The organism is Archangium sp. (assembly GCF_036277355.1).
Lineage (GTDB): Bacteria > Myxococcota > Myxococcia > Myxococcales > Myxococcaceae > Archangium.
Genome location: NZ_DASUNC010000116.1, coordinates 37,418 through 61,391 on the forward strand (window position 1 = coordinate 37,418; position 23,974 = coordinate 61,391).

The 23,974-nt window shown below is 70.4% G+C and carries 22 protein-coding genes; 10 read left to right on the top strand and 12 right to left on the bottom strand.

Annotation, left to right across the window (positions count from 1 at the left end; genetic code table 11):
• The first annotated feature begins 25 nt into the window (after window positions 1–25).
• Window positions 26–985 (top strand): prolyl aminopeptidase, encoded by a 960-nt coding sequence (gene pip / locus VFZ09_RS29500; protein ID WP_329731032.1) that lies wholly within the window; start codon window positions 26–28, stop codon window positions 983–985.
• A 68-nt stretch (window positions 986–1,053) separates the two neighbouring features.
• Here the strand turns inward: pip and VFZ09_RS29505 are convergent, their stop codons facing one another.
• The 3 genes from VFZ09_RS29505 to VFZ09_RS29515 form a co-directional block, all read right to left on the bottom strand.
• Complete coding sequence (locus tag VFZ09_RS29505) at window positions 1,054–1,494, bottom strand: DUF6918 family protein (RefSeq protein ID WP_329731033.1); 441 nt, start codon at window positions 1,492–1,494, stop codon at window positions 1,054–1,056.
• 220 nt (window positions 1,495–1,714) lie between these two features.
• On the bottom strand, window positions 1,715–5,830 hold the full coding sequence (locus VFZ09_RS29510) for an MG2 domain-containing protein (protein WP_329731034.1): 4,116 nt from the start codon (window positions 5,828–5,830) through the stop codon (window positions 1,715–1,717).
• Between the two features lie 66 nt (window positions 5,831–5,896).
• On the bottom strand, window positions 5,897–6,265 hold the full coding sequence (locus VFZ09_RS29515) for an ATP-binding protein (protein ID WP_329731035.1): 369 nt from the start codon (window positions 6,263–6,265) through the stop codon (window positions 5,897–5,899).
• Between the two features lie 47 nt (window positions 6,266–6,312).
• Here VFZ09_RS29515 and VFZ09_RS29520 point away from each other — a divergent pair, with 47 nt between their 5' ends.
• From VFZ09_RS29520 to VFZ09_RS29530, 3 genes are all read left to right on the top strand, one after another.
• Window positions 6,313–7,200, top strand: a complete 888-nt coding sequence (locus VFZ09_RS29520) for an RNA polymerase factor sigma-32 (RefSeq protein WP_329731036.1) — start codon at window positions 6,313–6,315, stop codon at window positions 7,198–7,200.
• A gap of 85 nt (window positions 7,201–7,285) precedes the next feature.
• Complete coding sequence (locus tag VFZ09_RS29525; RefSeq protein ID WP_329731037.1) at window positions 7,286–7,954, top strand: hypothetical protein; 669 nt, start codon at window positions 7,286–7,288, stop codon at window positions 7,952–7,954.
• 139 nt (window positions 7,955–8,093) lie between these two features.
• Window positions 8,094–8,297 carry a cold-shock protein gene (locus tag VFZ09_RS29530; protein ID WP_043433126.1) on the top strand — a complete coding sequence of 68 codons (204 nt, stop codon included), beginning with the start codon at window positions 8,094–8,096 and terminating at the stop codon, window positions 8,295–8,297.
• A 90-nt stretch (window positions 8,298–8,387) separates the two neighbouring features.
• On the opposite strand, the gene VFZ09_RS29535 is transcribed toward VFZ09_RS29530, so the two are convergent.
• Complete coding sequence (locus VFZ09_RS29535) at window positions 8,388–9,866, bottom strand: amidase (RefSeq protein ID WP_329731038.1); 1,479 nt, start codon at window positions 9,864–9,866, stop codon at window positions 8,388–8,390.
• Window positions 9,867–9,888: 22 nt separating this feature from the next.
• Between VFZ09_RS29535 and VFZ09_RS29540 the strand changes: the two genes are divergently transcribed.
• Together VFZ09_RS29540 and VFZ09_RS29545 are read left to right on the top strand one after the other, a co-directional pair.
• Entirely contained in the window at window positions 9,889–10,329 is a 441-nt protein-coding gene (locus VFZ09_RS29540; RefSeq protein ID WP_329731039.1) for an EVE domain-containing protein, read from the top strand.
• Window positions 10,330–10,407: 78 nt separating this feature from the next.
• Entirely contained in the window at window positions 10,408–11,355 is a 948-nt protein-coding gene (locus VFZ09_RS29545) for a hypothetical protein (RefSeq protein ID WP_329731040.1), read from the top strand.
• Window positions 11,356–11,478: 123 nt separating this feature from the next.
• On the opposite strand, the gene VFZ09_RS29550 is transcribed toward VFZ09_RS29545, so the two are convergent.
• From VFZ09_RS29550 to VFZ09_RS29570, 5 genes are all read right to left on the bottom strand, one after another.
• A complete protein-coding gene (locus VFZ09_RS29550; protein WP_047858431.1) occupies window positions 11,479–12,087 on the bottom strand; it encodes a hypothetical protein in 609 nt (202 codons plus the stop codon).
• Window positions 12,088–12,135: 48 nt separating this feature from the next.
• Window positions 12,136–13,590: an amino acid permease gene (locus tag VFZ09_RS29555; RefSeq protein WP_329731041.1), complete on the bottom strand. Its 1,455-nt coding sequence runs from the start codon at window positions 13,588–13,590 to the stop codon at window positions 12,136–12,138.
• An 85-nt stretch (window positions 13,591–13,675) separates the two neighbouring features.
• Window positions 13,676–14,275 carry a periplasmic heavy metal sensor gene (locus tag VFZ09_RS29560; RefSeq protein WP_329731042.1) on the bottom strand — a complete coding sequence of 200 codons (600 nt, stop codon included), beginning with the start codon at window positions 14,273–14,275 and terminating at the stop codon, window positions 13,676–13,678.
• A 50-nt stretch (window positions 14,276–14,325) separates the two neighbouring features.
• Entirely contained in the window at window positions 14,326–14,898 is a 573-nt protein-coding gene (locus VFZ09_RS29565) for a hypothetical protein (RefSeq protein WP_329731043.1), read from the bottom strand.
• Window positions 14,895–15,452 (bottom strand): sigma-70 family RNA polymerase sigma factor, encoded by a 558-nt coding sequence (locus VFZ09_RS29570; RefSeq protein WP_329731044.1) that lies wholly within the window; start codon window positions 15,450–15,452, stop codon window positions 14,895–14,897. Before VFZ09_RS29570 ends, VFZ09_RS29565 begins: the two co-directional genes overlap by 4 nt.
• A gap of 112 nt (window positions 15,453–15,564) precedes the next feature.
• On the opposite strand from VFZ09_RS29570, the gene VFZ09_RS29575 reads away from it, so the two are divergent.
• Window positions 15,565–16,008: a GNAT family N-acetyltransferase gene (locus VFZ09_RS29575; protein WP_329731045.1), complete on the top strand. Its 444-nt coding sequence runs from the start codon at window positions 15,565–15,567 to the stop codon at window positions 16,006–16,008.
• A gap of 1 nt (window position 16,009) precedes the next feature.
• Here VFZ09_RS29575 and VFZ09_RS29580 read toward each other — a convergent pair whose 3' ends face one another.
• A complete protein-coding gene (locus tag VFZ09_RS29580) occupies window positions 16,010–16,597 on the bottom strand; it encodes a tetratricopeptide repeat protein (protein ID WP_329731046.1) in 588 nt (195 codons plus the stop codon).
• 290 nt (window positions 16,598–16,887) lie between these two features.
• On the bottom strand, window positions 16,888–17,688 hold the full coding sequence (locus tag VFZ09_RS29585; protein WP_329731047.1) for an NAD-dependent epimerase/dehydratase family protein: 801 nt from the start codon (window positions 17,686–17,688) through the stop codon (window positions 16,888–16,890).
• Between the two features lie 386 nt (window positions 17,689–18,074).
• On the opposite strand from VFZ09_RS29585, the gene VFZ09_RS29590 reads away from it, so the two are divergent.
• Both VFZ09_RS29590 and VFZ09_RS29595 read left to right on the top strand, forming a co-directional pair.
• Complete coding sequence (locus VFZ09_RS29590; protein ID WP_329731048.1) at window positions 18,075–20,120, top strand: ATP-binding protein; 2,046 nt, start codon at window positions 18,075–18,077, stop codon at window positions 20,118–20,120.
• Between the two features lie 79 nt (window positions 20,121–20,199).
• Complete coding sequence (locus VFZ09_RS29595) at window positions 20,200–21,543, top strand: sensor histidine kinase (RefSeq protein WP_329731049.1); 1,344 nt, start codon at window positions 20,200–20,202, stop codon at window positions 21,541–21,543.
• 15 nt (window positions 21,544–21,558) lie between these two features.
• Here the strand turns inward: VFZ09_RS29595 and VFZ09_RS29600 are convergent, their stop codons facing one another.
• A complete protein-coding gene (locus VFZ09_RS29600) occupies window positions 21,559–22,044 on the bottom strand; it encodes an Imm26 family immunity protein (RefSeq protein WP_329731050.1) in 486 nt (161 codons plus the stop codon).
• Window positions 22,045–22,218: 174 nt separating this feature from the next.
• Between VFZ09_RS29600 and VFZ09_RS29605 the strand changes: the two genes are divergently transcribed.
• Window positions 22,219–23,955 carry a DEAD/DEAH box helicase gene (locus VFZ09_RS29605; RefSeq protein ID WP_329731051.1) on the top strand — a complete coding sequence of 579 codons (1,737 nt, stop codon included), beginning with the start codon at window positions 22,219–22,221 and terminating at the stop codon, window positions 23,953–23,955.
• Window positions 23,956–23,974: the final 19 nt, after the last annotated feature.

Consider the following 23,974-nt stretch of genomic DNA (forward strand, 5'->3'; position numbering starts at 1 on the left):
CGACCGTCTGCTAGGGTGCGCGCCCATGGCCACCACCGAGCTTCGCACCCTCTACCCGCCCATCGAGCCGTACAACACCGGCCGCCTCCGGGTGTCCGACCTCCATGAGCTCTACTTCGAGGAGAGCGGCAACCCGAAGGGCAAGCCGGTGGTCTTCGTGCACGGTGGGCCGGGCAGCGGCACGGATCCCAAGCAGCGGCGTTTCTTCGATCCGGCGGCGTACCGGATCGTCCTCTTCGACCAGCGCGGCTGTGGCAAGAGCACGCCCTTCGCGAGCGTGGAGGAGAACACCACCTGGCACCTGGTGGAGGACATGGAGACGCTGCGCCGTCACCTGGGCATCGACAAGTGGCTCGTGTTCGGTGGCTCGTGGGGCAGCACGCTCGCGCTGGCCTACGCGCAGAAGCACCCGGAGCACGTCTCGGAGCTGGTGCTGCGCGGCATCTTCCTGCTGCGCCAGCAGGAGATCCGCTGGTTCTACCAGCACGGCGCGCACACCATCTTCCCGGACGCGTGGGAGGACTACCTCGCGCCCATCCCTCCCGAGGAGCGGGGAGACCTGGTCCAGGCCTACTACCGGCGGCTGATGGGGGACGATCCCAAGGTGCGCCAGGAGGCGGCGAGGGCCTGGAGCATCTGGGAGGGCCGCACCAGTTACCTGGCGCCCAACGCGAACTACATCGCGCACCTGGGCGAGGACGACTTCTCACTCGCCTTCGCACGCATCGAGTGCCACTACTTCGTCAATCGCGCCTTCCTGCGCAATGACACGCAGTTGCTGGACGACGTGCCGCGCATCCGCCACATCCCGGCCGTCATCGTCCAGGGCCGCTATGACATGTGCTGCCCCATGGACAGCGCCTGGGCGCTGCACAAGGCGTGGCCGGAGGCGGAGCTGAAGATCATCGCGGACGCGGGACACGCGGCCTTCGAGCCGGGCACCACGAGCGCGCTCGTCGAGGCCACGGACAAGTTCCGCCGGTAGACGCCGGAGCAGGGCCTCCAGACCCTGCTTCAGCCCGACTCGAGTCCCCGTGGGACTCCCCCCACCGCTCAGCCGCCGTGCTTCTCGAGGAGCTTGCCGATGCGGGGGATGGCGGCCTCGACGTTCTTCTTCGCCGTGCCGCGCAGCTTCTCGTAGGTGCCCTTGACGAGCCCGCTCTGCGCGTTGCGCACCTTGCCATCCGTGATGGTGAGCAGCGCATCCGCGGCGCGCCCGGCGTTGGACGTGATGTGCGCCCCCACCGGCTTCCCGCCCGTCTTGGCCTCCTGGAAGAGCGGATCCAGCGCCTTGGCGAAGTCGGGGAGGAGATCCTCCACGGCGTGCCGGATGAAGCCGGGCTTGATGTTCTTCACGGCGCTGTAGCCCGCCTTGATGGCGAGCCCCGAGATGCCGCCCTTGTCGGCGACCTCGGCGTCGATGAGCGTGCAGCAGTCGTCAATGACCGCCGCCTTCTTGTTCGGGTTGGTCAACGTCTCGGTGAGTGACGCCATCGAATCGTGCCTTTCGTTCACTGGACGTGAAACGTGCCCGAAGGCAGCGGAATCCCGTCCGGCCCGCCTGAGCGCATAGCACAACAACCCACCCACGGGAGGGTCCTCGCGCCTCGGTGCGATGCGTCAGGTAGACACGCGAGGAGTCCGAATCAAGGAGGGGGACGCACCGGATGTCCGGGTCCTGGCAGGTGTGAAGGCCTGCCCGGCCGGGAAGCACTCACTGCTTCGGAGCGATGGACACCTTCAGGCCGTCGCGCCAGACCTTGTGATTGTCCGCGTAGTAGAGGTACGCGCGGCTCGCCGGACCCGTGTAGGTACCCGGCACCGCCGCGATGAGCGACAGCGGCACCTCCAGCGTCTTCCGCGGCTCCATGCCCCGCCAGTAGAGGACGACGTCGCGGCCGATGACCTCGTAGGCGTCCACCGTGTGCTTCTTCACCAGCTCCTTGAGCTGGTCATGCCGGACCTCGAGCCCTCCCGGCACGCCGAAGATCGCCACCGTGGTGGACAGCTTCTCGTCGCTCCGGTTCGTCACCCGGACGCGCGCCTCGGTGGGCTCGCCCTCGGACAGGGAGTTCTTCGCCAGCGCCACCTCCAGGTCCACCCGGGTGTCCGGCGAGCTGGCCGGCACCAAGGCGTTGTAGGTGACCTCGATCGAATAGGGCAGCTCCGAGCCGCCTTCCATCCGCAGCTCGATCTTCCGCTCGCCCGCGCTGAGCAGCTCGGACACGTCCGGCAGCTTGAGCGCCTCCTGCGTCTTGCCATCGAACTTCACGGCGCTGCCCACGGGCCGGCCGTCCACATAGACGCGGACCGAGCCCGGCGCCCGCTTCGCCGAGCGCACCTGGTCGTAGGCGACGATGGCTCGCAGCGCGAGCACCGTGCTCTGGGTCGAGCCGTAGCGGCCTCCCTCGCACGAGTCCGCCAGGAAGCGCATCGAGCGCTCCACGTTCACCAGATGAGCAGGCTCCCTCAGCCAGGCCAGCACCGCCAGCGCGGTGGTCTCGATCTCGAGCGTCTCGCCCGAGCTGCCAACGATCGACTGCGTGCCCCCCTCCACCACCCCGGTCTTCCCCTGTTTCGCGGCGAGCCGCTCCATCAGCTTGCGGGCCTCGGCCCCCTCCCCCGCGAGCTTCATCACGTTCGCGGCGAGTGCGAGCACGTAGCTGTTCTTGCTCTGGGTGGCGGCCGCCTTCAACGCGCCCACCTCCTTGGCCAGCTCACGCGCCTGCTCCGCCGGCTTGTCCGCGCTCTCCAGCAGGGCCCAGAGGATGTAGGCATTGGAGGTGTCGGGGTCCTCGATCCAGGTGTGCAGCGCGCGCCGCTTCCGCTCGAAGCCGCCCTTGCCATCGCGCTGCTTGAGCAGCCAGGCCCGCGTGCGCTCGAGCATCGCGGCGTCCACGTCCCGCACCTGCTTCATGTCGCTGAAGTGCATCAACCCGAACGCCGTGAGCGCCTCGTGGCCCGGATTCTCTCCGAACCACTCGTAGCCCTTCTCCGGGCACTCGAAGCCCACCAGCCGCTTGTAGCCCGTCTCCAGCTTCTCGCGCGCCGACGCCACCAGCTCGGGGCTCACCCCGCTGTGCGTCTGGAAGTACTGCTGCGCCATCGTCATCGGATAGGTGGTCGAGCTCGTCTGCTCGAAGCAGCCGGAGGGCTCCTGGATGAGCCGCGCCAGCGACTCGGTCATGTTGGCCAGGGGCGAGGGGTACACCGCGATGGAGGACTTCACGCTGCCGCGCACGAGGTTGGCCGGCAGCGTCACCGCGTGCACCACCGGCTGCCGTGACGACAACAGCCCGCCGAACGAGGCATGGATGGGGAAGCCATTGGGCTTGATGCTCAGCGTGCGCTTCACCGTGTCCACGTAGTTGCCCGCGCTCGCCGTGAGCGACACCTCCACGGGCCGGGACTGGGAACCGACCTTCAGCTCCAGGATGCGCCGGGCCCGCTCGTTCGCGGCCAGGTTCACCCCGCTGAAGGAGGACGCCTTCACGTCACCGCGCAGGTCCACCTTCACCGCCGCCCCCTGGAGCGCCGTGGACGTGCCATTCACCAGCGCCAGCGGCAGGTGGATCACATCCCCGGACGTCACCTCGAGCGGCAGCTTGGGCTCGACATAGAAGGGCTGCACCGACTCGATCGTGGCCACCGCCGAGCCGAGCGCGCCATCGTCCCCCACGCCGCCCGCGAACGCCTTGAAGCTGGTGACCGAGTCGTTCAGGCCAAACGAGACGCGGACCTCTCCCGTCTTCGCATCCGTGCGCACGCCCGCGTTCCAGAAGAGCGTCTCGGTGAAGTCCATGCGGTCCCCCGGCTCGCGCCCGGGCCGCACCGTGTGGGCGTACTCGCGGAAATAGACCCTGACCTCTTCGTCCTGGGTCATTTCCCGCATGAGCACCTCCGCTGGCATGTCCCTGTCCGCGGCGATCGCCTGTTTCCGCGGGGCTTCCTTCCTGGCCCCGCGCTCCGCCTCCACCCTGCCCCTGGGCGCCACGGGTTTCGCGGCAACGGCCGCGGGCGGCGGAGCCTTCACGGGCGCGGGAGCCGGCACGGCCTTGGCAACCGGCGCGGCCTGGGGCACCCCCGCGGCCTGGGGCACCAGGGCGCGCATGCGGGGCGGCCCTCCGGCCATCACCCCGGCGGGGGCCGCCTCGAAAACCGGCTCCGGTTGCGGCAGTGGCACCCGGACGGCGAGCGCGCGCCGGGCCAGATCTCCATGCTGGGCCACGAACTGCTCGGCGTCCGCCAGCGCGAACCGCCGCCAGCCCTGGGTGCCCAGCAGCAGATCCACCGCCAGCTTCGCCTTGGGGTTCTTCTCGTCGAAGTAGATCTGGGCGTCGGCCAGCTCCCGCACCTCGGGCTCGAGCAGCACCATCACCGGCAGCTGGGGCGCCTGATCCCGCTTCTCGATGAGCTCCAGCACCGCGTCGTCCGTGACGGTGAGCATCACCAGGGCCGGCACCGGCTTGCCTCCGCGCGTCGTCCGGGCGGTGAGCTCCACCCGGTCGCCCGGCACGTAGCGCGGCTTGTTCGCCTTCAACTCGATGGACAGGGCCTTCGCGGGCTGGCGGAACACCAGCCGCTCCGCGAGCGGACGGCCGTCGGCGTCCCACACCGTGGCGATGAGCACCCCGTCCGCGTCCTTCGGGTTGAGGATGACCTTCTCGTTCGGATCCACCACGGACGAGGCCAGCTCCACCTCCCGCTGGCTCAGGGTCAGCTTCGCCTGCTTCACCCCCGACAGCCCCACGGTGAGCACCACGGGCTGTCCGGCGGGGATGACGTCCTCGCTCGCACGCAGCACGGCGCCCCGGGCCTTCACCTCGGGCAGCGGGAAGGGCGTGCGGATGCCCGAGGGCTCGTCGATGCGCAGCGCGTACTTCACACCGGCCTTCGGGGTCAGCTCGAAGCGGCCCCGGCCCTCGTGCTCCGAGCGCACCCGCGCCACCACCTCGCCCGTGGCCAGGTTGATCACCGCGCCGGACAGGTCCGCGGGCTCGTGCGCGGGCGTCAGCGCCTGGAAGTAGACGCGCGAGGGCAGCCCCGCCACCAGGTCACCGCCCTCCGGATACACGGTGAGATCGAGCGTCCGCAGCAGGATGGGGATCGTCTTGGCCGCCGTCTCGACCACCCCGCCGTCCTCGATGGCGAAGGCGAGCGAGCCCTCGCCCCGTTCGATCCGGCCAGGCAGCTTGAAGCTGACGGTGCACAACCCCCGCGCGTCGACCACGCCCGTCACCTGCGCCGCGGTGACGCCATCCACCAGGGCGGTGGCGGTGACCCGGGCGCCCGAGGGAATGCCCCCCTCGGCCCGCTTCACGTCGAGCGTGGCGGTGACCGTGTCCCCCGGTCCGTAACCATCACGGAGGAACTCGATCTGCGACTTGAGCCGGGGCGCCCGATAGGCCCGGACGTCGAACTTGCGCTCGGCGGGGGCCTCGCCCGTATGGGGATAGGAGACGCTCAGCGTGTACTCGCCCCCGGCCATGTCCTCCGGAACGGTCCAGGAGTAGCCCCAGACCGAGTGCTCGCTCACCACCTGCGAGGAGGTGACGACATCCCCCTTGGGACCCCGGATCTCCACGTGGGCCAGTACCTGGTTGGCGAGGGGGGTATGACCCTGGGCCTCGAGCACGAGCCCTCGCGCCATCACCTGCTCACCGGGCCGGTAGAGGGGCTTGTCGGTGCTGATGAAGGTCAGTTGCCGGCCGGGCCCGCCGAGTGAACCCGTGTCCGCCCGGGCGGCCAGGATCTGCTGATGGACGGGGGGAAGGACGAGGCCCACGGTGAGGAGGGCGAGGAGGGCGCGTGGGACGACGTGTTCGAGCATGGATTTCCCTGGACCCGAGAATAGGAGCCCACGGGGAACGGCCGTGCACGTCGAAAGTTCTGGGGTTCAGGCCACGGAGTGACGCCCGGGCGCCATGGGGCGCGGCTCCTCGGAGAGCGTTCCTCCCAGCCCCCGGACGATGTCGTGGCTGATGGACAGCCCCAGGCCCGTCCCCTCTCCCACCGGCCTGGTGGTGAAGAAGGGCTCGAAGATGCGCTCGAGGTTCTCCACGGGAATCCCGCAGCCGCCTACCCGAGGGCAGGAGGTGGGCCTCCGTACGTCCAGGTGGGGCCCGAAAAAACCTCCAAAACCGGCCCTGTAAATACGACAGGGTTCCGCCCTAGGCACGATGGGCTCGCGATGCAACCCCGCGCATTCACTGAGGAACGGTGCCAGTTGGCGGCTGGCATCCCCGTTGCTCTTGGCAATGGGCACGAAGTCGCAGCGCGAAGCTCAACGTCCTCCATCCCCCGAGAGACTCCATGCAGGCCTCCCACTCCCTCTCCTCCGCCGAAACCCTCACCACGTACCTCTCGGACATCAGCCAGTACCCGCTGCTGACCGTGCAGCAGGAGCAGACGCTGGCCCGGAACTTCCGCTCGGGCGACCTGTCCGCCGGCCACCGCCTGGTGACGAGCAACCTGCGGTTCGTGATGAAGGTGGCCTACGAGTACCGCTCCTACGGCATCAAGATGTCCGACCTCATCCAGGAGGGGAACATCGGCCTGATGAAGGCGGTGCAGAAGTTCGATCCGGACAAGGGCATCCGCCTCATCTCCTACGCGGTGTGGTGGATCCGCGCGTACATCCAGAACTACATCCTGAAGAACTGGTCGCTGGTGAAGCTCGGCACCACGCAGGCGCAGCGCCGGCTGTTCTTCAGCCTGGCCCGCACGCGCCGCGAGCTGGAGAAGCTGGGCTCGGGGGATGGCGCCATCGTGGACGCCGAGGAGATCGCCCGGAAGCTCAACGTGAAGGCCTCCGAGGTACGCGAGATGGAGCAGCGCATGGGCGGCCGTGACTTGTCCCTGGACGCCCCCGTGGGCGAGGAGGGCGACGCCACGCACCTGGACTTCGTGGAGTCCGAGTCCGCCTCCCAGGTGGACGAGGTGGCCGACCGGCAGCAGGCGCAGATGACCCGCGAGCGCATCCGCATGGCCCTGCAGCGGCTGGATCCGCGCGAGCGCTTCATCATCGAGAACCGGGTGATGGGCGACGCGGAGATGACGCTGAGCGAGCTGGGCGAGCACTTCGGCTTCTCGCGCGAGCGCGCCCGCCAGCTGGAGATCCGCGCCAAGGACAAGCTCAAGGCCGAGCTGGCCTCGCTGATGGCCGAGGTGGGCCAGGACGAGTCGGCCGAGGCCCGCTAGGGGGCGGCGGACCCTCACCCTCTCCCTCACCCAGGGGGAGAGGGGACCTCCACGCTGCCTCGGGAACGCGTAAGGTAGCGGGACGATGAAGCCGTGGAAGGTGATTGATCGGGCGCCCGCGCCGGGCGGCGGAGAGCTGGTGCTGCACCAACGGGGCGAGGAGTTCGCCATCCGGGTGAATGGCCGCGAGCTCATGTCCAGCCGCCAGCACGGCTCCGAGGAGAAGATGGCCGAGGTGGCCTGCACGGGCCTCGGCGGCAAGCGGCCCCGGGTGCTCGTGGGAGGCCTGGGGCTGGGCTACACCGTCCGGGCCACGCTGGAGCGGCTCCCCCCGGGAGCCGAGGTGGTGGTCTCGGAGCTGGTCCCCGCCGTCGTCACGTGGAACCTGGGTGTCCTCGGACCCCTGGCCGGACGGCCGCTGGAGGATCCCCGGGTGAAGGTGGAGACACGCGACGTGGGGGAGCTGCTCCGCCAGGCGGAGGGGCACTATGACGCGGTCCTTCTGGACGTGGACAACGGCCCCGAGGCGCTCACCCAGGAGGAGAACCGCTGGCTCTACGGCGAGCGGGGGCTGGCCTCCATCCGGCGCGCCCTCAAGCCCCGGGGCGTGCTGGTGGTGTGGTCCGCCTCACCGGACGGGGCCTTCGTCACGCGGCTGAAACGGGCCGGGTTCGCCACGGACGTCGTGGAAACCCCGGCACGAGGCAAGGGCGGTGGGCCGCTCCATACGCTCTTCATCGGACGTTCCGGGTGACTCCCCGACACTTTTCGCCAAGAAATGAAAGGGGGGACTTCCTTTGTTCCCTCAAAGCTGCCAGATAGGGGCCTCCGATCGCACAGAGCGGCGGAGATCCGGCGCATTCCACCGCGTCGGACGAGAAAGAAGACAAGTAATGGCGACTGGTACTGTGAAGTGGTTCAACGACGCGAAGGGCTTCGGTTTCATCACGCAGGAGGGCGGTGGCGAGGATCTGTTCTGCCACCACACCGCCATCCAGACCGAGGGCTTCCGCACCCTGGCCGAGGGCCAGCGCGTTGAGTTCGACGTCGCCCGCGGCCCCAAGGGCCTGCAGGCGCAGAACGTGCGCCCCATCTGATGGGGACCTGAGCCACTTCGCTCGACGATAGAGGCTCGATCCAGGGCCTGCCTCCCAACCTCGGGGGCAGGCCCTTGGTGTTTCTGGAGGTCAGGACGGCTTGCGGCCGGCCCACGGGCGCGCCTGCTCGAGCTGCGAGGCGAGGCGGAACAGCGTGGCCTCGTCCCCGAAGCGCGCGGCGAACTGCACGCCCACCGGCAGTCCGGCGGCATTCCAGTAGAGCGGCACGGACATGGCCGGCTGCCCCGTCTGGTTGAAGAGCTGCGTGTTGGGCGTCCGCTCCAGGGAGTTGGCGGCGAGCACGTCCAGCAGCTTGAGGAACACGGGCTTGAGCGGGAGCCTGCGCAGCATGGCCATCGCCGCGAGCTCGGCGGGCTTGGGCGCCAGCTCGCCAATGCGCACCGGCGGGTACGCGAGCGTCGCGTCCAGGAAGAGATCGTACCGCTCGTGGAAGGCCGCCATCATCCGGCCGGCCCGGTGCATGGTGTTGCGCGCCCGCTGCAGGTCCGCCGCGGTGAGGATGCCGCCGAGCTGCACCAGCGCCCAGGTGGAGGGCTCGACGTCGTCCGCCGTCACGGGCTTGCCGGTCGCCCGGGCGATCTCGTCCATCTGCACCGTGGTGTTGGCCGCGACGTTCACCAGGTACGAGCGCACCAGCTCCTCGCGATCGAATTTGGGCGCGTCCTCGACGAGCTCGTGGCCCAGCTCCTGGCAGAGCTTCACCGCGTCCTGGACGGCAGCCTTGCAGTCCGGGTGCACGTGCTTGCCGTAGAGCGAGGCGGTGGAGAAGGCGATGCGCAGGCGGCCGGGCGGCGTGCCCACCTCCTGGAGGAAGGGCCGCGCGGGGGGAAGTACCGCATAGGGCGCGCCCAGGTCCGGCCCCTGGGTCGCATCGAGCATCGCGGCGCTGTCCCGCACGCTCCGGGTCAGCACGTGCTGCTGGACGAAGCCACCCCACCCCTCCCCCACGTCGGGGCCCAGTGGGTTGCGGGCGCGGGTCGGCTTGAGCCCGAAGAGGCCGCACGCGGACGCGGGGATGCGGATGGAGCCACCGCCATCGCCGCCGTGCGCCATGGGCACCACCCGGGCCGCCACGCACGCCGCCGAGCCTCCGCTGGAGCCGCCCGGCGTGTGCTCGGGGTTCCACGGGTTGCGCGTGGGCCCGTTGAGCACCGTCTCGGTGACACCGAGGATGCCCAGCTCGGGCGTGGCCGTCTTGCCCACGATGACGACGCCCGCGCGGCGGAAGCGCGCCATGAGCTCCGCGTCGTGGTCCGGGACGAAGCCCACCAGTGCCCGGCACCCGCCCGCGTAGGGCTCGTTCGCCAGATAGCCGTCCAGGTCCTTCACCAGGAAGGGCACCCCGGAGAAGGGCCCCTGGGGCAGCGGGCCCGCGGCGGCCTTGCGCGCCTGGTCGTACATCTTGTGGACCACGGCGTTGAGCTTCGGGTTGACGGCTTCGATGCGCGAGATGGCTTCTTCCACCAGCTCGATGGGTTGGAGCTCCTTCTCGCGGACCCGCTCGGCGAGCGCCGTGGCGTCGAGTGCGTCGTATCCCTGAATGGCCATGGGCCTGCTATCTAGCACCGCCATGGCGAAACCCCAGTACTGGCTGATCAAGAGCGAGCCCTCCGTCTACGCCTACGCCCAGCTGGAGAAGGACGGCAGGACGGAGTGGACGGGCGTGCGCAGCTTCGAGGCGCGCAACAACCTCCGGGCCATGAAGCCCGGGGACCTGTGCCTCTACTACCACTCGAACGAGGGCAAGGCCGTGGTGGCCGTGGCCCGCGTGCTCTCCGGGCCCACCGAGGACCCCACCGCCCCCGGCGAGGACTGGGCCTCCGTCGTGGTGGGCCCCGTGGCCGCCCTGAAGGAGCCCGTGACGCTCGCCACCGTCAAGGCCACCCGCGATTTGAAGGAGTTCCCCCTCATCACCCGGAGCCGCTTGAGCGTGGCCCCCGTGACGCCCGAGCACTTCCAGCGCATCCTGGAGCTGGGCGGGACGAAGCTGCCCAGGGCCCGCGCCTCCTGAGCCGGCCCGCTGTCGCGCAGGAAGCAGGTGCTCCCCGGGACCCACGCGCCTCCGCGTGCACCGCGCTACGGTGCTCGCATGGCTGATGGTCCCGCAGAGTCCGCTCCCCCGAGCTCCGATGCCGCCCTCGAGCCCTCGGATCCGCTCTCCGCGCTCAACATGGCCTTCCGCGAGGCCTATGCGTCCCGCCGGGATGCCATCCTCGCCAGCATGGGCCCGGTCATCGCCCAGATCGATGACCTGCTCATCCTCCGGCGCGGCGGGCAGCGCCTCGTCGGGCCCGCGCGCACCCGGCGCTACCACGAGCTCAAGGTGGTCGCCCACGTTCCCCTCGCCCTTCATGTGCTGCTCTCGGGCCGGCGTGGTGGGGTGGACCCGGCTACGCGGGAGCGGCTCGCTGGGATACAGCGGATCATCTCCGCCGCCCTGGAGGGTCTCGAGCGCCGTGGGTTCACCCAGGAGCAGAGCGCACGCCAGCGCCGCGTCCTCGAGGCCTCGGCCGCGATTCTCGAACAGGTGCTCTCCGCGGGCGGTGTCTCGGCCGAGGCGCTCTCCGCCTATACCCGCGCCCAGGTCCCCGACATCCTCCGCAATGCCGAGGACGCCGCCCGCGATCAGATCGAGACCATGCACGCCACCATCGAGGCCTGGAAACAGCAGATGACCCCGGAGGAGCTCGCCCGGCTTCGCGCCGTGGTCGCCGTGTCTCACACCGCTCGCCCCGGGAACGTGGCCCTTCAGTACTTCTCCGTCACCCTCGGCGAGACCTGGGAGGGCCGCTTCGACCAGGAGGACCTCCAGCCCGGCAAGCGTGTGCTGGCCTCCGAGACCTCCTTCGACGAGGGCGCCGCCTTCGCGCTCCTCGCCACCCACGTGCTCGATACCTCCGTGGGGTCCCGGTTCTTCGGCGAGGAGATCCGGCTCGAGCGGGATCTGCTCGCGGATGCCGCGGAACGGATCCTCGCACGGATGTTCCACAAGGACCCGGAGCCTCCGGCTACTCCCGATACACCGGCCCCCGGGTGACAGGTTCAACCCGGGGTCCGGATACCCTCACCCCGTCCCTCTCCCGGGGGGAGAGGGGAAATTGAGGGGAGATGGGCGTGGTGTGAACGGGGTTGGTGCGGACGATGGGTGCTGGAAATGGGCTCAGGCATTCGCCGAGTGCAGCTTCTGCTGCAACAGGTTCGCCCGGTTGCGCGCCGACAACAGTTGCTGACGCAGGGACTCGGCATCGCGCGACACGTCGATGAAGTCCTGCGCCTCCGCGTCGCTCGCCAGCTTCCCCGCTCCCTCCGCCACCTCCGTCATCCGCTCGTTCACCGCCTGCAACGAGGCGATGACCTCCTCCGTCTTCATCGCCTGCCCCTGCTGCGTCATCCCCGCCACCTGGTGCATCTGCGAGCTCAACGACGCCGCCTGCTGCCCCAGCTCGCCGAAACGCTCCATCAGCGTCTGGTACACCTTCGTGCGCTCCTGCAGCTCCAGCGCCCGCTCGTTCACCTCGGCCGCCAACGTCTGCTGCCGATCCCTCCACCCGTTCAGCACCCCCAGCAGCGTGCGCATGTGCCCCACCATCCGCTCGTCGCAGTCCGCCACCTGGGTCAGCAGCTTCCCCATCTTCTCCAGGTTCTTCTGCGACTTCATCGTCCCCGTGCGCACTTCCTCCGCCAGTGACTCGAACTTGCGCAGCTCCTCCTCGATGGACGCCGCGGCACTGACCAGCTCGGAGGACTCGGATTGCTGCCGCTTGCTCATACGTGTGCCACTCCAGAAGAAGGGACGTCTCTCGCGTCCTAGCAGATCTCACTTCCCGGAACCCGCCTGGACTGGTGCCGGCGCCAGCAACGTCACCTTCGGCCCCACGAACGTGTGCCGCTGCGATGCCGCCCAGTAGACAATCAGCAGGCCCAGCGCGCCCGCGAAGGTGTACCCCGCCAGCGCGTTGGGCGGCAGGATGAAGAGCACCATCACCACCGCGCTCCAGCCGAGCGCCACCCCGTTCACCAGCGGCGAGAAGCGTCCCAGGTCCCACGGTCCCCGGTGCGCCCACGCCCCGTTGCGCCTCGCCCGCCAGCCCACCCAGATGGGCAGCGCGTACGACGCATAGAGCGCCAGCGTGCTCAGTGCCACCATGGCCGCGTAGGCCCCGCTCCAGATCGCCACCCCGAAGGCCGCCGCCACCGACACCCAGATGGCCACATGCGGGCTGCGGAAGCGCGGAGACACCCGCGCCAGGTGCGTCGAGCCCGGCAATCCCCCGTCCCGCGCGAACGCGAACAGCATCCGCGAGTTGGACGTCACCGAGGACAGTCCGCAGAACCACATGGCCCCGATCGCGATCCACACCAGCGCCCCGCCCAACGCCGGCCCGAGCGACTCGCGCAGCACGTACAGGAAGGGGTTGGGCGCCGCGGCCGCCGCCGGCAGGTTTCCAATGGCCAGCGTCACCCCCACCAGCAGCGCGTAGCCCACCACCGCGCTCACCGCCACCGACAGGAAGATGCCCCAGGGCGCGTTGCGCGTCGGATCCACCGTCTCCTCCGACACGTGGGCGCTCGCGTCATAGCCGGTGAACGTCCACTGCGCCTGCAACAGGCCGATCAGGAAACCGTACGTGTAGACGTTGGGCTCGGAGGTGAAGCGGGTGAGCAGGAAGGCCGCGTCCTGCCGGGGCGCGAAGGCCACCAGCGCGCCGATCACCACCGCCACGCCCGCCACGTGGTACCAGGCCGACAGATTGTTGAGCAGCGCCACCGCGCGCACGCCCACGTGGTTGAGCACCGCGTGCGACAGCAGGATGGCCGCGTAGAGCGGCAGCACATAGCCCCGCTCCCGCGGCATCCCGAGCATGTCCGCCAGGAACTCCGCCAGCCCGAAGTCGATGCCCGCGGTGATGGCGAACTGGCCCATCGTGTTCAGCCACGCCGTGAAGAAGCCCACCCGCGGGCCGCCCAGCATCGCCGACCAGTGGTACAGCGCCCCCGCCGTGGGGAACGAGGAGGCGAGCTGCGCGAGGCTCGCCGCCACCGTCAGCGTCATCACCGCCACCAACGGCCACCCCACCGCCATGACGAACGGCCCGCCAAAGCGCAGGCCATGGCCATAGAGCGTCACCGCCCCGGTGAGGATGGAGATGATGGAGAAGGAGACGGCGAAGTTGGAGAAGCCACCCATGTCACGCAGCAGTTGCTGCGCGTACCCCAACCGCTGGAGCTGGGCCGCATCCGCGTCCAACTGGTGCTTCTTGTCGGCGTCCATGCCCGGCACCATGAACACTCGGCCGGGAGATGGAAGGGGACGCCGGTGCGGAGTGTGGGCTCGTCGGCACTCCGGGGAGGCGGACCTACCGCTTGCGCTCCTGGGGCTCCTGCCCGGGGGGCACGGGAGCGCCCGGCGGGCCACCCCGCGGATCCTCGATGCGCCGCAAGACGTGGACCCGGCGCGGGAAGCCTCCCATGCTCAGACTCCCCATCTCCGCCTCCAGCTTCTGCCAGTTGTCGGGGCCCAGCGCCTTCTTGATGGCCACCATCAGGCCCACCCGGTTCTGCCGCACCGCCGTCTCCGCCCGGCCCACCTTCTCCACCAGGTCCTTCACGCTCCCCTCGTTCGGGGCGGGCTGACGCAGCTCCTTCTCCAGCGCGAGCTGCGCCCGCTTGAGATCCGCCTCCAGGCCGATCAGTGCGTCATTGGCCTCGAAGCTCAGGTCCTGCACCTTCTGCACGAGGGTCTGCGGCAGGCCGATCCTCGCCGCCACCTCCGGCGGAATCCCGAAGGAGGGCGGCCCCATGGGGGGCTCGGGAGGCATCGGCGGCATCGGAGGCCGGGGCGGCATCGGCGCGGCGCCCGGCCCGTGCATCCGGACGCGCACGTCCTCCTCCTTGTCCTGCGCCAGCGAGGGGACCGCGGTGAGGACCACGAGGGCACACAGCAGCTTCTTCATCATGGCTCTGCTCCTTTGTTGCGCATGGCCCTCTCCCAGGGGGAGAGGGGAGATCACCGGGACACCTCGAGGACCGCGAGGGCCGTCTGGAAGGGCTCCGAGTCGAGCGCCGTGACATCCGGCGGGCGCACCCACGCGGCCAGCGCTCCGAAGGGCGCGTACGCCTCGTCCTCGACGCTCGGGTTGGTGCGCGTGTAGCCGTGCACCTCGTCGACCAGCACCTCGAGCGAGACGACCTCGCTCCCCTGCCCCACCGGTGCCTCGGCCACGGGCTCCCCGGCCCGCAGGGAGCCCTCGACGGGGCCTCCCACCACCGGCTCGTTCTCGACGCTCACCGGCGTCCGCACCCGGGGCGAGACAAGGAGCACCAGGGCCACCACGGCGGCCGTGGCGGTGCCGCTGGCCACCCTGCGGCGGCGATGCTGGCGGCGGCGTACCTCGCCGAGGATCGCCTCGCGAGGAATCCGGGCGGGGACCGGCGGGTCCGGCAGACGCAGCGAGTTGGCGGAGGCGTGGAGGCCGGCGAGCGCGCGGCACGCGGCGCACTGCTCCAGGTGGGCCTGGAAGCCGGGAGGCCTGGGCAGGCGCTCGTCCACGAGGGCCGCGGCGAAGTCCTGGCAGCTCATGGGGTGTCTCCTTGGAATTGGAGCGCGTCAGCGGCCTTGAGCTTCTGCAACGCGCGGTAGAGGTGGATGCGGACGGTGCCCCGGCCGATGTTCATGGCATCGGCGATGGCATCGAGGTCGAGCCCCTCCAGGTAACGCAGGGAGAAGGCCGTGGCCTGCTGGGCCGGGAGCGTGCGCAGGGCCCGGCCGAAGGCGCGCCAGCGCTCGGCACCGGCGAAGCGCTCCTCGGGTGAAGGCTGTGGAGCGGGCCCCAGGTCCAGCACCTCGCGCACCACGTTCCACACCCGGCGGCGGCGCAGCAGCCCCATGGCCCGCGAGACGAGGATGCGCCGCAGCCAGGCCGGACCGGCCTTCGGATCCTTCAGGGTGTGGCGCTTCTCGTAGGCATCGGCGAGGGCGGACTGGACCAGGTCCCTCGCCTCCTCCCCGTCCCAGACGAGCCGCCGCGCCAGGCGCAGGAGGGCCGCCTGCTCCCCCTCCACGAGCACGTCGAAGTCGAGGGGGCTGCCCCTCGCTTCCATCGGCGTCTCGTCCATGACGGCGGTGCCCTTCAAGGTTGGACCTCGTTGCCCGGTTTCCAGGAAGGAGGACGCACGAGGCGCCCGGGCGGCATACCGGTGGATTTTCCCCCTATTTTCCGGCCCCTCCGGGAGAATCCCCCGCACCATGGCCCCGTACGAGCTCCAACGAGTCCCCGCCTCGGAGACGCGCTACCTCCGCCACGTCGTGCTCCGCCCCCACCAGCGGCCCGAGGAGCTCATCTACCCGGGCGACGACGCCCCGGACACCGTCCACTTCGCGCTGTACGTGGGGGGCCAGCAGCATGGGGTGGCCTCGCTCTACCGCGAGCCCCGGCCGGGCACGAAGTCCACCACCGAGTGGCGCCTGCGCGGCATGGCGGTGCTCGCCTCCAACCAGGGCAGGGGCTACGGCGCGGCCCTGCTCCAGGCCTGCATCGATCACGCGGCGCGTCAGGGCGGCACCCGGCTGTGGTGCAACGCGCGCACGACGGCGTCCGGCTTCTACAAGCGGCTGGGCTTCAACGTGGAGGGGGCCGAGTTCGAGCTGCCCGGTATCGGCCCGCACTACCTCATGTGGCGCCCGCTCTGACTCAGCCCCCGGAGGCGCGCAGGAGCCGGCCCGCCAGCTGGGTGTACTGATCGCGCTTCTCGGTGTCGCCGAGGTGCGCCCAGACGTCCGCGAGGGACCTGGCCGCCTCGGTGAGCGCCGGGTACAGCTCCAGCGCCATCTCCAGCACGTGGCGCGCGTGCCGGTAGCGCGCCTTGCCCGTCAGCCCGATGCCCCGGGTGCGGTGCTTGCCGGACTCCGTCAGCAGCGCCTCGCCCAGGTTGGCGATCTCCACCGCCGCCGCCTCGCGCCAGGCCAGCTCGGTGTTGAGCTGCAGGGCCTCCTCCAGCAGCCCCCTCGCCGCCTCGGGCTCGTCCAGCTCCAGCTGGCAGATGGCCGCGTTGCGGTAGTGCTCGGCCGTCTCGGGGTCCAGGTCGATGGCGCGCTCGAAACACTTCAGCGCCTCGTGTGGACGGCCCAGACTCGTGAGCGAGGATCCCTTCGCGCTCAGCGCCAACACGTGGCTGGGATCCTGGGACAGCACGCGGTCGAACACCTTGAGCGCGGCCTCGTGGTTGCCGGACATCGAGTGGCTGACGCCCTCGTTGAATGCCGCTAACAGCGTGGACATATGGCCCCTTCTCGCCGGCCCGCTTGCCGGCCCGAGTTCCCGGTCCTTCAGTGTACAGCCGGGGACCCCGAGCGTGACAGGCCGGGGGGCTCGCCGAGAACCCGCAAACGAGAGGCGCTTCTCCACCTGTGGCCCGGGCCACACCGCACACCGGGCGCCCGGCTTCTCCGGGCGGAAAGCACATCTTCTGCACGGGCGCACCCCGCGCTGCGTCAGGGGCGAGGGCCCTTCTCCAGCACGAGCGAGGACTGCGAGAGCGACGGCGGCGTCAGTCGGCGGAATCGCGGCTGTCAGCGCGAGGCGCCGGGGTCCAGGAGGGCCGAGAAACCCGCGATGAAATCCGGGTAGCGGGGCCGCCAGCCCAGGGCCTTCAGCCGGGCATTGGAGATGGCCCGATCGCCCTGGAGGGACTCGTGCAGGGAAGCCAGGGGCACCGAGGGTGGAAGGGGCAGCCCCAGCCGGACGCACAGCCACTCGGCGGTCTCGGCCTGGGTCGCCGGACGGTCATCCGCCACGCACCAGGTGCCTCCCGGCTCGCCGCGCTCCAGCACCACGCGGATGGCCTCCACCAGGTCGTCCACGTGCACCCGGGAGATGCGGCCTCCCCCGCTCTCGGGGATGCGGAGCGTGCCGGTACGGATGCGCTCGTGCAGGCCCCGGCCGGGGCCGTAGATGCCCGCGATGCGCAGGCTGATTCCACCGAGCGGACGGTACGTCGCTTCCCCTTCGATGCGGCCCTGGGCCCTCGGGGAGGCCGAGTCGACGGGCGTGTCCTCGTCCACGTGTCCCCGCGCGCCGCCGTAGACCGCCGTGGAGGAGAGGTAGACGAGACGGGCGGGAGCCGTGCGCGCCAGGGACTCGGACAGGGAGGCGTCGAGCCCGGCCTCCGGCGGGATGGAGAGGACCACGTGGGCGCCTTGCGAGGACGCCACGGCTTCGTCCAGCGAGAGGAGCTGGACACCTTCGCGGGACAGCTCCTCCCGGCGAGCCGCGTCGCGCGTCACCGCCCGTACGGGACGTCCCCGCCGGGCCTCCTCGCGCGCCAGCCGCGTCAACGTATAGCCACATCCCAGCAGGTGGAGAGGAACCATGTCCGAGCCTCGAGCACGCGCGACACCGCCTCGAGCTTCGTCCCCGTGGCCCCGGCCCGTCTACCCCCCGCTCACCTGAAGCACTGCTGGCCAGCGCGCGGAGCCATGGTTGCAGCTCAGGAAAGCAGCCGGGCTTCTCTGGCCGTCCACAGCTGTCAGCGCGCCTCCCGGAGGGCCGTTACAGCCCCCGTGGGCTCATCGAGAAGCACGGAGTCTCCGATTCCGGAGGACCCCCGCGCTCGAGCGGCGAATCAAGGAGGCCCCCGCCCGGGGGAGGAGACCAGGAAGTCCCAGGCAACGTCACCGAAGTCACCCCCATTCCAAGGAATAGAGATGTTTCGATGCAGGCTCCGGCGGGGCCTGCTTTGGGTTCGGGTACCGTGCCAATGACTGCGCCAGGAGGCTCGCCGCTCGAAGTGCTCCTGCGGATGACGGAGCGGATGGAGCAGGCCGGGGAGCCCGAGCAGCGGCTGCAGGCAGCGCTCGGCTGTGCAATGGAGGCACTGGAGGGCTGCCTGGGAGCCCTGGTGCTGAAGGAGCCAGGAGGGCCCCTGCTGCGCGCCACCCGGGGGGAGCCCCGGGAGCGGTGCGCCCCGGAGCCGTACCTCTGCACCTGGATGGCGGCCCGGGCGATGGAGTCCGGACACCCGCTCGAGCTGGAGGAGGCCCGCCCGCACCTGCCGGGCGCCCTGCGGAGCACGAGCCTGGGCGCGCTCCTGGCCATCCCCTTCCACGTGGCGCCGGGCACCCTGCGCGGAGCCCTCTGTCTGGGGACCCGGGCCCCCCGGCGCTTCCGGCCCGAGGAGGTGATGCTGCTGCGGCTGATGGCGGAGCGGCTGGGGCTGGCCCTTGAGCAGGAGCGGCTGCAGGCCGGGCAACGCTACCTGCGGGCCATCTTCGACCAGGTGCCGGATGCCCTCCTCATCGCGGATGATGAGGCCCGGTACCTGGAGGCCAACCCGGCCGCTTGCGACATGCTCGGCATGCCGCTCCCCCAGCTGCTCGGCCGCACCGTCTTCGACCTCGCGGGGGTACCGCCGGAGCACACGAGCGGGCTCTGGCACCAATTCCTCGAGCAGGGCGCCCAGAAGGGTGAGTTCGAGCTGCGCGGCCAGGGAGGACGGCGGCTCTTCGTGGAGTACGCCGCCAAGGCCCACATCATCCCAGGACGCCACCTGTCGCTCCTGCGGGAGGTGACGCGGCGCAAGCGGGCCGAGATCCTCCTGGAGCTGCTGACGGAGGCGAGCGGGGTGCTGGTGGGCTCGCTGAGCCAGACGCAGGTGCTGGAGGCCGTGCCGCCCGTGGCGGTGAAGCAGCTCGGCTCCTTGTGCCTGCTGCGCCTGCTGGAGGAAGGGAGCCCCTGGCACATGGCCCTCTCGCCGCAGTCCCTGGAGCTCGAGGCCCTCCCGCCGGAGCTGCGGCACTACCAGCCGCCCGCCTCCTGGTGGGAGCCGGCCTTGCAGGCCCTGCGCTCGGGCCAGGTGCTGGAGGGACAGACGACGCCGCTGCGGGCGGCCGCGCGCATGGAGGACGCGCGGGTGGCCAGGTGGTTGCTCGGCCTCGAGCCGTACGCCTACCTCGTGGTCCCGATCATGGCGCGCCAGCGGCTGTCGGGGGTGCTCGTGCTCGTCTCCACCCGCCCGGGCTTCCGCTACGAGGAGGAGGAGCGGGTGGCGGCCCTGGAGCTGGCACGGTTGACGGCGCTGGCGCTCGAGAGCGCCCGCCTGCACGAGCAGGCCCGCGACGCGCTCCGGCTCCGGCAGGAGATGATGGCCATGGTCACGCATGATCTGCGCAACCCGCTCAATGCCCTCCTGCTGCGCTCGATCTCCATGGAGCGCAAGGCCTCCAAGGCGGGGGACACCACCACGCAGGCGGACGCCAAGGCCCTCCAGCACATGGCGCGCCACATGGAGCACCTGCTCATGGACATGGTGGACATGGTCGTCATCGAGACGGGAAAGCTGTCCCTCGAGCTTCAACCCCAGTCCGTGGGCGAGCTGCTGAACGAGGCGATGGAGCTGGCCGAGCCGCTGGGAAGGCAGCGCGGGGTGGAGGTGGAGCTGCGGCCCCTGGAGGGCAGCCCCCAGGTGAGGTGCGACCGCCAGCGCATCCTCCAGGTGCTCTCCAACCTGCTGTGCAACGCGCTGAAGTTCACCCCGGCCGGTGGCCGGGTCGTGCTCAGCACCTTCCCCCGGGACGGCCAGTTCGTCTTCTCGGTGAGCGATACCGGGCCCGGGCTCAAGCCCGAGCAGCTGCCCCATGTCTTCGACCGGTACTGGCGGGCCGCCGAGGCCCGGGGCACCACCGGGCTGGGGCTGGGGCTGGCCATCGTCAAGGGCATCATCCAGGGACACGGCGGCAGGGTGTGGGTCGAGAGCCAGCCAGGGCATGGCAGCACCTTCCTCTTCGCCCTCCCGTTGCCGTCCTGAGACGCGCTCCAGGGTGTTCTAAATCGGATGTTTGTGGGGGCACCTCCCTGGCGCCGCCGTGCCGCCGGAGCACCGCGACGTGGCAGCGTTCACTTCGATGCTCGCAGATGACACCGCGCTCCAGGCCCCGCTCCGAGTCAAGCGGAGGATCTTCTTCGTCTCCGCGAGCATGATCCTGGCGATCCCCCTCGTGCGCCTCCTGATCACCGGTACCGTGCTCCCCGAGCTGGCGCTCGTGCAGCTGCTCTGGGGACTGAGCTACCTGCTGCTCGGAGCAGGTGTGGGCAGGGGACTACTGGCCCCCTGGCTCGCGGGCACCGTGGCCGCGATGGTGTGCGTCCCCGCGGTCTCGGCGCTCATCCATTTCACCGGCGGACCGGCGAGCCCCTTCTTCGTGGCGATCGTCTGTGCGCCCCTCATCATCGCGCTGTTCGCCCCGGACTCCCGCCTGCCGACGCTGGTGTCCTACGTGGGCATGCTGGGCGCGGTGGCGGTGTTGAACGTCCTGGCGGGAGTCCCTCCGCGCGCCTGGCTGCACCAGGTCGTCGTGTTTGGCTGCGTCGGGGCCTTCGGCCTCTACGGCGGGCGCACCTACCGGCGGCTCCGGGAAGCGGAGAAGGTGGCGCAGGAGCAGCGGCTGAAGGCATTGGAGCAGCTGGCCGTGAGCGAGCGCCTCCGGCTCCGCGCCGAGCGCGAGCGTTCCGAGGTGGAGCGGCTGGTGCTGGTGGGTCAGCTCGCCTCCGGGGTGGCGCATGAGGTGAACAATCCCCTCGCCTTCGTGAAGTCCAACCTGCACTACCTCGAGCGGGAGCTGCTGGACGCGGAGGGCTACGAGAACAAGGCGGAGCTGCGCGAGCTGCTGGACGAGACGCGGCAGGGCGTCCTGCGCATCCAGCAGATCGTCACGGATCTCCGGCGCTTCTCCCGGGAGGGCCACACGTCCAGCGAGCCGGGCTCGCCGCTGGAGGCCATCGAGGAGGCCCGGCGGCTGGCGTCGGTGCGCCTGCGCAGCCTGGGCGCGGTGGAGGTGGACGCCACGCCGAGCCTGCCCGAGGTGGGGCTGGGGCAGCGGCACCTGGTGCAGGTGCTGGTGAACCTGCTGCTGAACGCGGCGGACGCGGTGGAGGAAGCAGTGCCTCCCCGCCGGGCCCGCATCGTCGTCCGGGCCAGACCGACGGACGGCGGGGTACGGCTGGAGGTGGAGGACAACGGCACGGGAATTCCGCCCGAGGCGCTGCCGCGGCTCTTCGAGCCCTTCTTCACCACCAAACCGCCCGGAAAGGGCACCGGGCTGGGGCTGGCGCTCTGCCACGAGTACGTCAGCCGCACCGGGGGGACGCTCACCGCGGAGAACCGGCCCGAGGGAGGCGCTCGCTTCGTGCTGACACTGAAGGAAGTGGCCGAGACCGCCTCGGCGGCGTGAGCACCCAGGGACAACCTAACGTAGCCGTACCTTCAGGTGCTCCTCAGCCGCATTGGTCCGCCCCAGGAGGTTATCGAGCAGGCGTTCCTCGATGGAGTCCTGTTCCCAGACTGCGGCCCGCTCGAGGCCCACACATTCCTGGGGTTCGGCGGCCCTGCTGTGACCAGCCGTGTCGAAGATCGTGCAGCGGCGGAAGTCTCCCACGTCCTGCATGAATCGGACGAGCGGCCGACACAGGTGCTCCTCGAGCGCTCTCCACCCGATGAGTTCCCACGCATCCAGGGCCAGGTGGCGGACAGCCGTCTTGAAGAGCACGGGTCTCGTGCCGATCCCGTCCAGATCAGAATCCGGACTCATCGTTCTGTGTTGATAGAAGGCCACATAAGGGGATTCGAGCAGCCTTCCGTACCCGAAGGAGCCATCGGCGAGGGCCATTCTCACGAAAGACCCTGGCTTGTGTCCTGGCTGAGGCATGAGGGGCCTCCTGGTTCTGGCCCCCATCGCGGGACCTCGACTCGAAGCTACAGGTAGCTCGAGGGCACCGTCGAGACTGCTGGCGGCGAGCGCCTGGCGCCAGGTGCCCGTCCAGCCTCGGCGGGCAGTGCCCTCATCCCGCCCCCCCCTGCACACAGCGGGAGACCTCGGGCGGCAGGGGTGGTACAAGCCCGCTCCATCGTGAGCACCTCTACCGAGAACATTCCGACTTTCGAACAACTGGGCCTCGGGTCCGCCCTCGTGGAGGCACTCAGCGGCCTTGGTTACGAGGAACCCACCCCCATCCAGCGCGCCGCCCTCCCGCCCCTCCTCGCGGGCAAGGATCTGCTCGGCATCGCCGCCACCGGCACCGGCAAGACGGCCGCATTCTCCCTGCCGCTCCTCCAGAGGATTACCCCCGGCAAGCTCGCGGCCTTCTCCACCTCCGCGCTCGTGCTCGTCCCCACCCGCGAGCTCGCCATGCAGGTGGCCGAGGCCATCCACCGCTACGGCCAGAAGCTCGGCGTCACCGTGCTCCCCCTCTACGGCGGCCAGCCCATCGGCCAGCAGCTGCGCGTGCTCAAGCGCGGCGTGGACGTCATCGTCGCCACCCCCGGCCGCGCCCTGGATCACCTCAAGCGCCAGTCCCTCCTGCTCGACTCCGTGCGCACCGTCGTGCTCGACGAGGCCGACGAGATGCTCGACATGGGCTTCGCCGAGGACCTCGAGGCCATCCTCGAGGCCACCCCCGAGGGGCACCAGACCGCCCTCTTCTCCGCCACCCTGCCCCCCCGCATCGCCTCCATCGCCGAGCGCCACCTGCACCAGCCCGTGCACGTGCGCATCGCGAAGGAGAAGCTGGCCCCCGGGACCGGCCCCCGCGTGCGCCAGACGGCCTACATCGTCCCGCGCGCCTTCAAGGCCGCCACGCTCGGACGCGTGCTCGATGTGGAGGCCCCCACCGCCGCCATCGTCTTCTGCCGCACCCGCACCGAGGTGGATGAGCTCACCGTCTCCCTCAACGGCCACGGCTGGCGCGCCCAGGCCCTCCATGGCGGCATGGATCAGGCCCAGCGCGACCGCGTCCTCAAGCAGTTCAAGACGCACGCCGTGGATCTGCTGATCGCCACCGACGTGGCCGCTCGTGGACTGGACATCGAGAAGCTGTCCCACGTCGTCAACTACGACGTGCCCAATGCCCCCGAGGCCTATGTGCACCGCATCGGCCGCACCGGCCGCGCCGGGCGCGAGGGCGTCGCCATCACCCTCGCCGAGCCTCGCGAGCACCGGCTGCTGCGCAACATCGAGAAGCTCACCGGCCAGAAGATCGAAATCGCCACCGTGCCCACCGTGGCCGATCTGCGCGCCCGCCGCCTCGAGCTGGTGCGCGCCTCCCTGCGCGAGGCCCTCGTGGCCGGCGAGCTCGACTCCTACCGCTCCGTGGTGGAGAGCCTCGGCTCCGAGTTCGACCTGGTGGATGTGGCCGCCGCCGCCGTGAAGCTCATCCACGACGCGCAGGCCGAGGGCCGCGACGAGGCCGAGCAGGACATCCCCGCGCTGCCCCCGCCCTCGGAGAAGCCCCCCAAGCCCGGCAAGAACGCCCGGGCCGCGGCCCGCCCCGGGTTCGGCGATCGGCCGGGTCCGGGTCCCAAGGGGCCCAAGGGTGACAAGCGGCGCGCGGGCCCTCCGTCGCAGGACTTCGACATGGCCCGGCTGTTCATCGGCGTGGGACGGCAGGCCGGGGTCCGGCCCGCGGACCTCGTCGGTGCCATCGCCGGTGAGGCCGGCGTCGAGGGCCGGCGCATCGGCGCCATCGAGATCGGTGACAACTACTCCCTCGTCGAGGTGCCCGAGCCCCTCGCCGAGCAGATCATCACCGCGCTCCGTCAGGCCACCCTGCGCGGCAAGAAGGTCCAGGTCCGCCGGGACAAGGGCTGACCTGAGACGGAAAAAGCCC